Source organism: Embleya sp. NPDC005971 (assembly GCF_040629175.1).
Taxonomy (GTDB): domain Bacteria; phylum Actinomycetota; class Actinomycetes; order Streptomycetales; family Streptomycetaceae; genus Embleya.
This window is the reverse complement of sequence record NZ_JBEXUX010000019.1, coordinates 25,882-37,350: the sequence shown is the minus strand read 5'-3', so window position 1 is coordinate 37,350 and position 11,469 is coordinate 25,882. Positions and strand designations below refer to the sequence as shown.

At 72.3% G+C, this 11,469-nt stretch carries 11 protein-coding genes; 4 read left to right on the top strand and 7 right to left on the bottom strand.

Annotated elements, in window-relative coordinates:
- Positions 1-41 precede the first annotated feature (41 nt).
- On the top strand, positions 42-1,193 hold the full coding sequence (locus tag ABZ374_RS18680; RefSeq protein ID WP_360312260.1) for a serine/threonine-protein kinase: 1,152 nt from the start codon (positions 42-44) through the stop codon (positions 1,191-1,193).
- The gene (locus ABZ374_RS18675) at positions 1,172-2,155 is read left to right on the top strand and encodes an ABC transporter substrate-binding protein (protein WP_360312258.1); all 984 of its coding nucleotides are present in this window, start codon (positions 1,172-1,174) and stop codon (positions 2,153-2,155) included. The genes ABZ374_RS18680 and ABZ374_RS18675 overlap by 22 nt, the downstream gene beginning before the upstream one ends.
- A gap of 141 nt (positions 2,156-2,296) precedes the next feature.
- Here ABZ374_RS18675 and ABZ374_RS18670 read toward each other — a convergent pair whose 3' ends face one another.
- On the bottom strand, positions 2,297-2,938 hold the full coding sequence (locus ABZ374_RS18670; protein ID WP_360312256.1) for an NAD(P)H-dependent oxidoreductase: 642 nt from the start codon (positions 2,936-2,938) through the stop codon (positions 2,297-2,299).
- Positions 2,939-3,355: 417 nt separating this feature from the next.
- On the opposite strand from ABZ374_RS18670, the gene ABZ374_RS18665 reads away from it, so the two are divergent.
- Positions 3,356-4,504 carry an alpha/beta hydrolase-fold protein gene (locus tag ABZ374_RS18665; RefSeq protein WP_360312254.1) on the top strand — a complete coding sequence of 383 codons (1,149 nt, stop codon included), beginning with the start codon at positions 3,356-3,358 and terminating at the stop codon, positions 4,502-4,504.
- A gap of 40 nt (positions 4,505-4,544) precedes the next feature.
- Here the strand turns inward: ABZ374_RS18665 and ABZ374_RS18660 are convergent, their stop codons facing one another.
- From ABZ374_RS18660 to ABZ374_RS18645, 4 genes are all read right to left on the bottom strand, one after another.
- Positions 4,545-5,642, bottom strand: a complete 1,098-nt coding sequence (locus ABZ374_RS18660; protein WP_360312252.1) for a glycosyltransferase family 4 protein — start codon at positions 5,640-5,642, stop codon at positions 4,545-4,547.
- A 321-nt stretch (positions 5,643-5,963) separates the two neighbouring features.
- Positions 5,964-6,740, bottom strand: a complete 777-nt coding sequence (locus ABZ374_RS18655; RefSeq protein ID WP_360312250.1) for a tRNA-dependent cyclodipeptide synthase — start codon at positions 6,738-6,740, stop codon at positions 5,964-5,966.
- 105 nt (positions 6,741-6,845) lie between these two features.
- Complete coding sequence (locus tag ABZ374_RS18650; protein WP_360312248.1) at positions 6,846-7,628, bottom strand: SAM-dependent methyltransferase; 783 nt, start codon at positions 7,626-7,628, stop codon at positions 6,846-6,848.
- A 171-nt stretch (positions 7,629-7,799) separates the two neighbouring features.
- Entirely contained in the window at positions 7,800-9,011 is a 1,212-nt protein-coding gene (locus ABZ374_RS18645; protein ID WP_360312246.1) for an alpha/beta hydrolase, read from the bottom strand.
- 451 nt (positions 9,012-9,462) lie between these two features.
- On the opposite strand from ABZ374_RS18645, the gene ABZ374_RS18640 reads away from it, so the two are divergent.
- Positions 9,463-9,732, top strand: coding sequence for a hypothetical protein (locus ABZ374_RS18640; RefSeq protein ID WP_360312244.1), 270 nt, complete (start codon positions 9,463-9,465; stop codon positions 9,730-9,732).
- Between the two features lie 60 nt (positions 9,733-9,792).
- Here the strand turns inward: ABZ374_RS18640 and ABZ374_RS18635 are convergent, their stop codons facing one another.
- Positions 9,793-10,770 carry a universal stress protein gene (locus tag ABZ374_RS18635; protein WP_360312242.1) on the bottom strand — a complete coding sequence of 326 codons (978 nt, stop codon included), beginning with the start codon at positions 10,768-10,770 and terminating at the stop codon, positions 9,793-9,795.
- A 109-nt stretch (positions 10,771-10,879) separates the two neighbouring features.
- On the bottom strand, positions 10,880-11,392 hold the full coding sequence (locus ABZ374_RS18630) for an Lrp/AsnC family transcriptional regulator (protein WP_360312240.1): 513 nt from the start codon (positions 11,390-11,392) through the stop codon (positions 10,880-10,882).
- Positions 11,393-11,469: the final 77 nt, after the last annotated feature.

The following is an 11,469-nucleotide window of genomic DNA, read 5'->3' as shown; positions in this document are numbered from 1 at the left end:
GGTGATGCCTTCGACGTATCGACAGGTGGGAGTCGGGGCACGTGGTGGACGCGGTCGAGGCACAGGATCCGCAGCGGATCGGTTCGTTCGCGGTACTGGGCCGGTTGGGGGCCGGCGGCATGGGGCGGGTGTTCCTGGCCCGATCGCCCGGCGGGCGGCTGGTGGCGGTCAAGACCGTGCACGCCGAACTGGCCGCCGATCCGCACTTTCGGCGGCGGTTCGCGGCCGAGATCGCGGCGATGCGGCGGATCGGCGGCTTCTGGACGGCCGCGTTCGTGGACGCGGACGCCGAGGCCGAGACACCGTGGCTGGCCACCGAATACCTCACCGGACCCTCGCTGACCCAGGCGGTGACCGCACACGGTCCGCTGCCCGAGTCGAGCGCGCGGCTGCTGGCCGCCGGGTTGGCCGAGTCGCTGACCGCGATCCACGCGGTCGGCCTGGTGCATCGCGACCTCAAGCCGTCCAACGTGCTGCTCACCGCCGACGGCCCCCGGGTGATCGACTTCGGCATCGCCCGACAGGTGCACGGGACGAGCGAGCTGACCCGGACCGGGCATCTGGTCGGCTCGCCGGGCTTCCTGTCGCCGGAACAGGCCAGGGGCGACGAGGTCGGGCCCGCGAGCGACGTGTTCGCGGTCGGCCTGGTGTTGACCTACGCCACGGCGGGCGTGCCGGCGTTCGGGACGGGGGACCCGGCCCAACTGCTGTTCCGGGTGGTCTACGAGGAGCCTCGGCTCGACGCGGTGCCGGCGGGGCTGCGGCCCCTGGTCGCGGCCTGTCTGCGCAAGAATCCGGCGGAGCGGCCGACGCCGGAACGGCTCCTCGAACTGCTGGGCGAGTCGGCGCGGCCGGCGGCCGACGACTGGCTGCCGGCGGCGCATTCGGCGCTGGTGCGGAACCGGCCGGGGGAGACGGGGCGACGGAGGCGGGGCCGACGGAGGCGGGGGCGGGGGGTGTGCCGCCGACGTACCCGAGGCAGCCGCCGGAGGCCGTGGCCGGCGCGCCGACTGCGCCGGCCGGGCCGGTGCCGCCGCCGCCCGGACCCGCGCGGGCGCCCGCTGCCGTACCGCCGCCGCCCCGACCCGCGCGGGCGCCGGTTCCCGGATGGTCGCCGGTTCCGGACCAGGCGCCGGCCGTGCCGTTCGCGCCGGTCACGAAGGATTCCGGCATGCCGCGCCGTCGGTTGTTGATCGGCGGCTCGGTGGTGGCCGCAGCGCTCGCGGGCGGGAGCGCGTACCTGTTCACCCGCGACGAGGGCGGGCGTACCGGCGCGGTGGCGAACAAGGAGTCGCCGGGTGCGAGTTCGCCGGGAAACAAGGTATCGGGGGGTGCGCCGGGCGCGAACGGCTCGCAGCCGCCGGTGGGTTCCGGTGTGAACACCGGTGCTCCGTCGGCGGGGCTGCTGCCGGAGAAGTACCGGAACGGGCAACCGCTCGCCGTCGGGGTGGACGCCGCCTATCCGCCCAACGAGTTCCTCGACGCCGACGGCCGGACGGTGATCGGGATGACCGCCGATCTGGCCAAGGCGATCGGGGAACAACTCGGGGTCGCCCTGGAGTTGCGGCCCTCGACCTTCGATGCGCTGGTGCCCGCGCTCAAGTCGGGCCGCATCGACCTGATCATGTCCTCGATGGTGGACACACCGGCGCGGCGGGCGGACGGAATCGACTTCGTCGACTACTTCCGGGCCGGCACCGCGATCCTGGTCGCCAAGGACAATCCTCGGCGCATCCAGGGCCTTTCCGACCTGTGCGGGTGCCGGGTGGTGATCCTCAAGGGCGCGTTCCAGGACGATCTCGCCACCGAGGCGGGCGGCAAGTGCGGATCCGGCGGCGGCGTGACCAAGGTCGGTGTCGCCACCATGGTCGAAGCGACCACACGGATCCGGCAGGGCGAAGCCGACGCGGGCCTGTTCGACTACCCCGCCGCCGTGTATGCCGCCCGGAACTCGGCCGACGGCCTCCGGGTCGCGCAGGGACAGATCGAGGCCGAGCCGTACGGCATCGCCTTCCGCAACACCGATCCGCAATTGCGCGACGCGGTCCGGCAGGCATTGGAGCGGCTGATCGCCGCCGGCGAGTACCGGCGGATCGTGGACCGGTGGCAACTCTCGGAAGGCGCCGTCTCGAAGGTGACGGTGAACGGCGGCTGATCCGCCGGGAACCGATCGACGTCGCGTGCGTCCATCCGGTGCCGGGTGCCCGACCCGCTGTCTGCGGGATCGGATCGCGGGGGCGCGGTCGTCGAGGCCCGGTGTGGTGGTTCGCCCTCGGCACCTACCCGCCGATCCCGGTCAGCCGGTGCGGGCGGCCAGTGTTTCGAGGGTCGCGTAGGCCCGGCTCAGCGACTCCTCGGCCAGCGGCTCGAGTGCGGACATCGCCGGGACGACCGCGGCCAGGGTCAGCTCGGCGTGCACGAACTCCAGGTCGTCCGCGAGGCCGATCGAGCGCAGCACCGCCCGCAGGTACGGCTCCTGGTGATCCCAGCCCTCGCGTGGTGTGCCGGGTGCGTAGGAGCCGCCCTTCGCGGTGACCACCACGACCGAGGTGCCCGCCAGTGGGCCGGGAGTGCCGTCGGGCGGGACCATGTTGGCCGGTGTGACGATGCGGTCGAACCAGGACTTGACCGTCGACGGGATCGAGTAGTTGTACATGGGCACGCCCAGGACGATGGTGTCCGCCGCGCGCAGCTCGGCGTTCAATGCCTCGGTCAGGGCTCGTTCGTGCGGTGGTTCGCCGTGGCCTCGGCTGGGGTCGAGCAGGGCTTCGCGGACCTCGTGGGTGAGGTGCGGGACGGGTTCGGCGGCCAGATCGCGGTGGGTGTAGCCGCCGTCGGGGTGGGTGGCCCGCCAGCGTGCGGCGAAGTGGGCGGAGAGTTCGCGGGACACCGAGCCGGTGTGGCGGATGCTGGCGTCCAGGTGCAGGAGGAAAGGCATGGGTGTCCTCGAATCGTCGGATGAGGGTGCGTGGGTGCGGCGGCTCAGGGGTGCGCGGGTGTGGGCGGGCGCGGACCCGGGGCTGCGTTCGTACGACCGTAGACATTGACGCGGGCGTGAGGGCAACGCCGCGTTCGGGTGCGGCGGGTCGTTGCCGTACCGCGGTCGGTGCAGCCGGCACCGGGGCTACCGCCCAGGTTTACCCGGGATGTCCACCGTGTGCGGGAGGACAGCCGGGGTCGGCTCGGCCAGGGTTGCGCCAGGTCGGGCCCGCGTGGGGCACATCGATACGGCGAACAGCCGTCGGGGGTGGTCGTGGACGGCACGGACGGAACCATCGGCACGAACGCAACAGTCGGCACGAAGCGAGCGCAGGGACCGGGGCAAACCGGTCGACCGGCCCGCCGCGTCGCGACGGTGTTCGCGGTCGCGGTGGCGCTGGTGGCGGCCGTACTGGGCCTGCCGACCCGGGCGCAGGCATTTCCGCCGCCGCCGGCACCGCCGTTGCCGGCGGCGAACTCGCACGGCATCACACTCACCCAGTGGACGAACTCGAATCTGCTCAGCGACCGCAGGATGTTCGACGCGACGATGACCACCTCGGCGATCATGCGGCCGCGCGGCGGTACGCCCTCGATCGACCCGGTCGAGGTGCCGGTCAAGGTGCGGATCTGGCTGCCCGACGACTACGTGAACGATCCGGCCGAGGCGTATCCGGTGCTCTACCTGTTGCACGGCGGGTTCGGCGACTTCGAGCAGTGGTCCAAGTCCGACGCGGGCGACATCCTGAACACGATCGATCGGCGCACGTTCAAGGGCATCGTGGTCATGCCCGAGGGCGGCAAGGCCGGTTGGTACACGGATTGGGCGGGACAGACCCGGGGCAACTTCGCGCCGCAGTGGGAGACCTTCCACCTGCGGCAGTTGGTGCCCTGGATCGACGCGAACTTCAACACCGTCGACAACCGTTCGGGACGTGCGATCGCGGGTGTGTCGATGGGCGGGCTCGGCGCGCTGCGCTACGCCGCCGACCTGCGGGACGAGTTCTCCGCCGTGGGGGCGTTCTCGGGCGGTACCACGCTGGCCGACGATCGTGCGTTGAACCGGGTGGCCGATTCGATGCTCGGCTACGGTGCGGCCACCTCCTGGAACGGTCTGGCCGATCCGAACTACCGGGTGTTCGGTACCCCGTTGGAACGCGCCGAAGCGGTCTACGGGCCGCAGGCGAACTGGACGGCGATCACCCCGGTGGGCATGGCTGCGGCGGGCAAGTACGCGGGCTACGCGGGCAAGTTCGCGATGTACTCCGGCGGCGCCAACGGCCAGGGCGTGCCCAGCGGTCAGGGGGAGTCCGACATCAAGACGTGGAACGATGGACTGCGCACGGTCATCGGCGGCTCGTTCACGCCCCGCTACTGCACGGGTCCCGGTGAACACACCTGGGACTACTGGCGCAACGACCTGCGCGACTTCGTCCAGTACGTGTACGGGAGCACGCCGCCCGCACACTGCACCGAGAACGGTCGGGCGGGCAACACGGGCAACGTCCCGTGGGTTGCCGGGTAGCCGTGGGCCACGCGCGGCGCGGCAGGCCCGGCCGGCACGCTCACCCGTGCCGGTCGGGCCTGCCGCCGTCGTCCGCGGGGTGGAGTGCGTCGCGGTAGGCCGTGCAGACGGCGGCGGTCACCGCGTCGGCGTTCGCGAGGCCGGACAGGCGGTGTCGGCCGGCTCGGCCCAGGCGTCGGCGCTCGTGCGGGTGGGTCAGCAGCGTGTCCAGGGCCCGGGCCAGGGCGGCCACGTCGGTGGGTTCGACCAGGATGCCCGCATGGCCGTGGCCGAGTTGGTGCGGGATGGCGCCGACGGTGGTGGCGATCACGGGTACGCCCGCGGCCATCGCCTCCAGGACGACCAGTGGGGCGCCCTCGGTCAGGGACGGGACGCACAGGATGTCCAGGGCGGCCACCGCCGCCGGGCCGTCGGTGCACATGCCGCCGAAGTGCACCCGGTCGCCCAGTCGCAAATGCCGTGTCAGCGCGTGCAGTTCCCCGCGCAGTCGGCCGTCGCCCACGACGGTGAAGCGCACCCGAGGGTGTCGATCCGCGAGGCACGCGGCGGCGCGCAGGAAGAACTCCACGCCCTTCTCCGGCTCCAGCCGGCCGACCACCCCGACCGTCACCGGCGCATCGTGTCGGTCCGGGAGGGCCGCCGGTGTGGCGCCGAACACCGCGGTGCCCACCACTCGGACACGTGTGGTGGGCACCCGGTCGAGCCGGCGCAGCCGGTCCGCGATCTGCTCGGAGACGGCCAGGACCAGGGCACATCGGCGGTACAACGGGCGGCTGTACGCGCGGGCCAGGGGCCCGCGCCAGGACGCCATGCTGTGCTCGGTCACCACCACCGGGACCCGGGCGAGTCGGCCGGCGAGGGCCGCGGCCATCGTGGCGGCATGCACGTGCGCATGGACCACGTCGAAGCGGCCCACCCTGGCCAAGCGCGCGATCCGCAGCGCCAGCATCGGACTGACCAGGCGGGCCACCCGGTGCCGGCCCAGCACGACGATCGACACGCCCGCGGCGGCGAGTTCGGCACCGGCCGGCCCGTCCTCGGTGCACGCCAGCACCACCGTGTGCCCACACGACGCCAACGCGCCTGCCAATCCCGCGACTTGCCGCTGTGCGCCGCCGATGCGCAGGTCGTCCACCACCAGCAACACCCGTAGTGGCCCGCGCCCCTCCGCGCCCCCCTGCCCGCGCGGCGTCCCCCTGACCCCGATCGTCGCCCCCCTGCTGCACGGCCGCCGCGGTGTCGCGCCCCCGTCCTACGAGGATCTCCCTTCTCGGGCGCCGGGGCAGGCGGAACCGATATCGGCCCGGCCTCGCGCAGGCTCGGGCCTGATTGTCTGCGGGGGCGGAATCTATTGTCGACGCGCGTGGAAAACAAGGCCCGGATCATGGTGCGGGCGGTGTCCGGCGGTGTCCGGGTCGGGGTCGGGTGGGTGTCGGGAGGAACGGTCCGGTGTCGGGTGTCAGGGACGGGGCAGCGGATTCGGGGTCGACTCGGTGGCGCCGGCCGCGGGTGGGGTTGCTCGGCCCTCGGGCGAGTGCTGGGAGAGCCAGGCGGGCGTCGCGTCCTGGTCGGGCGGCCGTACCACGGCGTATCCCTGACCGGGTGCGGGACGAAGGTCGGTCGACTCGCCGTTGATGAACGGCGCCAGGAGATCCATTTCGCGGTGGTAGACGAACAGCGACGTCGTGGTCCCGAATATCGCCGGCCCGTCCAGGACCAGCGGCAACTCGGCGAGCGCGTAGCTCACGGCGTGGTCTATCTGTTCCTCGGTCGGCTCTTGCCCGGCGACCCGCCGGACCGCTCCGCGCGCGGTGTCTCGACAGGCCGCACGCACCGCCTCGTCCATGTCGTAGGCGTCGCGGACCCGCTTCAGCGAATGTTGATACGCGGGTCGTTCGGACAACTGCGTCCAGGTGTGCAGGTGGTGCTCCGGTTCGGCCACGCCCGCGTTGCGCAGGCCGCGCCGCGCGGGGCTGCGCAGCCGGCCGACGGCATACCGGGCGCGCCGGGCGGCCTCCGCGGGCTGGACGCCGGCGGCGGTCAGGGTGTGTGCCGCCTCGTCGCCGGGGACGAAGACGTCGACCCGCACGAAGTTCGCACACCCCCACCGCACCAGGGCCTCGACTCTGCGTGGCTTGTAATAGCTGTTCCAGGGACTGAGCCCGATCAGCACGTGTTCCGCACGTTCGAGAACGCTTCGGCTACCGAGCGTGCACGGCCACACCATGAATCCCATGCGATCGACTCCTTAGCGTTCCCTCCATGATTCCATCGTCGGAACACACTTCCGAACCGGGTCATTCCGGACCCGGTCGGCGGTGGGCGGCAGGCCGTGGGCGGGTCAGCGGATCCGGCCGACGGCGGCGAACATGTTGGTCTGTTCGACGCCGACCGGCTGCTCGCCGTCGGCCGGGCGCCAGTGCTGCATCGGTACCACGCCCGGCTCGACGAGATCGCAGCGCTCGGCGAACAGGGCGGCCAGTTCGTCGCGGGTGCGCAGGTACATCGGTATGCCCCGGCGGGTGTACACCTCGGCCAACGCGGTGGAGCCGACCGCCAGGTCCGCCGTCGCCGCCGTGATCGCCAGGTAGCTGCCCGGGGCGAGAGGTGCCGTCAGCTTGTCGATCAGCCCGGCGGCATCCTCGACGAACTGCAGCATCGCGATCACCGTCACCCCCACCGGCCGATCGAGGTCCAGGGTCTCGCGCAACTCGGGCGTCGAGAACAACCGGTCGGCGTCGCGCATGTCGGCCTCGACATAGGCGGTGCGGCCCTGCGGCGCACTGGAGAGCAGGGCGCGGGCGTGGACCAGCACGATCGGGTCGTTGTCGACGTACACCACGTGCGACTCGGGCGCGGTGTCCTGCACGACCTCGTGCAGATTCGGCGAGGTGGGGATGCCGGTACCGATGTCGAGGAACTGGCGGATGCCGCCCTCGGTGACCAGCCAGTGCGCCATCCGCCGCATCACCGCCCGGTTGACCCGCATGCTCGTCCACAACTCGGGCCACACCTTCAGGGCTTCCTCGGCCGCCTCGCGGTCGGCGAGGTAGTTGTCCTTGCCGCCCAGGACGTAGTCGTACATCCGAGCCGAGTGTGGAACCGTCGTGTCCACCTGAACCATCGTCGGTCACTCCTGTCTTCCCGCCGGTGACGCGCTGGGATCGGTTCGCGTCCTGGCCTGCATCCATGGAACGTATAAGCGGGTTCGGGATCGGACAACCGGGCGGGCACATTCGTCCTCTTTGCCCGTGCCATGCGATCGCGGGCGGGAGCGTGGACGTGGGCCCGGGGCTCAGCCGGCCGGGGCGGCTGCTGCGGCGGGTGGTGGGGGTATCAGGGCGTCGATTGCGGAGGCGACCGCTTCGGGGGCGGAAATCATCGGCAGATGGCGGGACTTGGGGATCAGGGTCGGTGGCGGTGCGCCGATCCGGGTCGCGGTGTCGACGGGGGTGTCGTCGTCGAAGACGTCGTCGTTCGCGCCGAAGACCACCGACTTGGGCAACCGCAGGTCGTGCAACAGGGCCAACCGCCGGGCGGAGATGCCGAGTACGCCCTCGCCGAGCATGTCCCACAACGCGCCCTCGGCGCCCGCCACCCGAAAGGGCCGCCGCCATTCCTCGACACCGGCCCGGTCGAGTCGGGGACACTCGGGGCCGCACTGCGCGCCGTACACCTTGCGGATCAACCAGTCGGTGCCGAGCCCGATCCGCAGCAGGCTGGTGCGAAACGGATCGATCAGCAGGTACCGCAACGCGGCCGGGGGCCCGGCGCCGGTGTCGAGTGCGTCACCGTCCAGGAGCATGACGCCGCCGATCCGCTCCGGCGCGCGCAGCGTGGCCTCGGCGACCATCGCCGCGCCGCTGGAATGCCCCACCAGCAATGGTCGTTCGTCGGGGCCGCCCAGGTGCATGGCGTCGAGGAAGCCCAGGAGTTGGCGGGTCAGGTGGTCGACCGTGTACGGCCCGCGCCGTTGGCTGTATCCGTAGCCGGTGAGGTCGAGGGCGTAGACCCGATGATTGCGCGCCAGCAACGGAGCCAGCCGCGACCACGTGTCGACCGACTCGAAGGCCCCGTGCACCAGGACCACCGGCGATCCGGAGGTGCCCCAGGTCTGGTAGCGGGTGCGGACGTCGGCCGCCTGTACGTAGGTCAGCCCCGCCGGGGGATCGGCGCGGTCGTCGGTGAAGGCGTTGTAGCCGAACGACGCGATGGTCACGGCAACCAGCGTGACGGCACAGGTCAACGCGATCCGGCGGGTCCAGCGGCGCAACCGGGACCGGGGCGGCCGGTCGGGGACGGGCGTCGCGGCTTCCCGGCCCGCGCCGGCGTCGCCGCCCCCGCCTTCGTCGGCGACCGCGACGCCGGTGTCGGCGGCTCCGGCCCCTGCGTCGACATCGGCCCCGGCCTCGGCGGCACCGCCGGCTTCCGCATGGCCGTCGCCACTCGCATCCTCGCCCCTGCTGCGGTCGTTGCCGGTCTTGTCGTGCGTTGCCGCGTGGTCCACAGCGTGCGCCCCGTCGGTGGAGGGAAGCGCCCGCCCTCTCCGGATCGGGCGCCCCGCGTGGTTGATTCCTTACCCGGACAACTCTCGCCCGCAGGCCATCGTCCCCGCGTCCGACCCGAGGAGGCTTTCCGCAGCCTCCACGGGAGGCAGGACGACTGCGCACGCATGCTTCCCGGGAAGTACACGAAGCAAGCGATGGAGGCGAGCGAGGCGGTGGGGGCGATGGGGGAGATGGGGGCGAAGCGCGTGCAGGAGGCGCCGCGCGCACGCGAAGTGGGCGCGGAAAGAGCGGGTTTCGGCCGACAACAGGCGTGATTGCAGGGCTTGTCCGGACCCGGGGATCGCCCTACGGTGACGGGCGGGCCGGTGTGGGGTCGGCCCGGGTCCGCCGCCCGAACACGTGGGCGACGCCGCTTTGTTCGTGTCCGCGACCGAAAGAAGCAGGTGACTCGTGCGCACTTCCCGTCGCATCGCCGCAACCCTCGGCACGTCGGCCGTGATCCTGGCCGGTTTCGCCACCGCCCCCACCGCCCACGCCACTCCATCCGCGTGCGTGGCCTACCTCGCCGTGGCGGGATACGACTCGATGATCGGCGGCACCGCCTGCGGCTACGGCGGCAACGGTCCGGCCGGCGTATCGGCCTGCCGAACCCTGCTCACCGGCACCGAGGGCGTGCCCGTCACCATCGCCGAACGGGCCTGCGCATACGCCGCGGCGTGAGGCGGGCCGGTTTGCTCGCCCACCACCCGGCCCGCAGCCGCGTCGCCGGCCCGCGCACGGTCACCGCGGGTCCCCCGATCGCGGCACGATCACCAGCGGCCCGGGCGCGTGGTGGATCAGACCGTGGGTGACCGAGCCGAGGAGCATGCCGCGGAAGCCGCCCACCCCGCGCGAGCCGACCACCAGGCACAGCGCGTCCTGGGCGGCGTCGGCCAGGCCGCGGACCCGGTGGCCGAGGATCGTCACCCGCTCCACCGGTACGTCCGGGTACTTCTCGCCCCACCCGGCGAGCGTCTCGCCCAGGCGGATCAGCGCCTCGTCGACCTCGGACTCGCTGCCGAACGCGGCGACCATGTTCGGCGTCGGCGGGCGTACCAGAACCGCCCGCAGGCCCGCGCCGCGCAACGAGGCGGTCTCGAACGCGTAGCCGACGGCGGGCTCGGAGCCGGCCGATCCGTCGACCCCGACCACCACCGTCGGCGGCACACCTGCGGCGGGTTCGGGTCCGCGCACCACCGCCACCGGGCACGGCGCGTGCGCACTCACCGGAATCGCGATGCTGCCCGTGGTGAACAGTTCGGTCAGCGCCGACAACCGGCGCGAGCCGAGCACGAGCATGGCGGCTTCGGGGGCCTGGGCACGCAGGACGTCCACCGGGCGGCCCTCGACCGTCGCCATGCTCACCGACAACCCCGGTCGGCCGGTGACCGCCACGGTCCTGGCCCGCTCCAACAGCGCGTCGTGGGCCTCCCGGCGCCGCTCGGCCCAACTCAGGCGCGGGACGGTGGCCCCGGCGCCGGCCTCGTGATAGGTGTCGACCGACCAGTCGAAGGCGTGTGCGGTGTTCAATCGACCGTCGTGCCGGGCGGCCTGATACGTGGCCTCCACTCCGGCCGGCTCGGCCGGCCATTCCGACGCGTGTACCAGCCGCAGCGCCAACCCGTGTCGTACGGCCTCGTCCGCGGCCCAGTCGACGGCGAGCAGGCCCGCCGCCGAATTCTCCACTCCGACCACCACGGGCCGGCGTCCGGTTGTCATGACAGCTCCCGATCACCCTGGGGAACCCGCCTCGAATGCGGTGCTGCCTTCCACTGTCCCTCCGTGCGCGCCCGCGTGCCGGCACGGCGGGCACCGTGACCGCGCTCGCTCAGGACGCCGGATCCTCCTCGGGCCGCGCGGTGGACGGTGCCGAGGCGTCGATCTCGGCGGACAGCAGCGGCCGTTCGAAGACGGTACGCAACACGATCGTGGTGCCGGTGCCGCGGATCACCGGGACCGACCGGATGCGGTCGAGGGTTTCCGCCAGGTCGGCCGTGGAGGCCACCCGGACCTTGATCCAGAAGCAGTCCTCGCCCGCGACCTCGTGTGCCTCCAGTACGGCCGGCTCGCGTCGGATCGCCGCCTCCACCTGGTCCCGGGCCACCTTTCCGGCATCGAAGCGCAAGGCGATGAACGCGGCGGTGCCGGCCTCGACCGCCTCGGGCGCGAAGGCCGCGTGGTAGCCGGTGATCACCCCGTCCCGCTCCAGCCGCTGGAGACGATCGCGGACCGCCGGTTCGGACAGGTCCACCGACTTGGCGAGCGCGCGCACCGTGCGCCGTCCGTCGTTGCTCAGCGCGCGAAGCAGCGTCCGGTCGATGTCGTCCAGTGGCCGTGTCATCGAATCCCCTTGTTTCTGCGAATGAGTGGGACCTACTCTAAAAAAGGCTATCAGCCGCTTCTACTTAACTTACTGAG

What these genes read in the sequence shown, in the direction of transcription:
- ABZ374_RS18670 (WP_360312256.1), bottom strand. Translation starts at nt 2,938, where the DNA reads ATGCCTTTCCTCCTGCACCTGGACGCCAGCATCCGCCACACCGGCTCG.
- ABZ374_RS18630 (WP_360312240.1), bottom strand. Translation starts at nt 11,392, where the DNA reads ATGACACGGCCACTGGACGACATCGACCGGACGCTGCTTCGCGCGCTG.
- ABZ374_RS18650 (WP_360312248.1), bottom strand. Translation starts at nt 7,628, where the DNA reads ATGGTTCAGGTGGACACGACGGTTCCACACTCGGCTCGGATGTACGAC.
- ABZ374_RS18655 (WP_360312250.1), bottom strand. Translation starts at nt 6,740, where the DNA reads ATGGGATTCATGGTGTGGCCGTGCACGCTCGGTAGCCGAAGCGTTCTC.
- ABZ374_RS18675 (WP_360312258.1), top strand. Translation starts at nt 1,172, where the DNA reads ATGCCGCGCCGTCGGTTGTTGATCGGCGGCTCGGTGGTGGCCGCAGCG.
- ABZ374_RS18635 (WP_360312242.1), bottom strand. Translation starts at nt 10,770, where the DNA reads ATGACAACCGGACGCCGGCCCGTGGTGGTCGGAGTGGAGAATTCGGCG.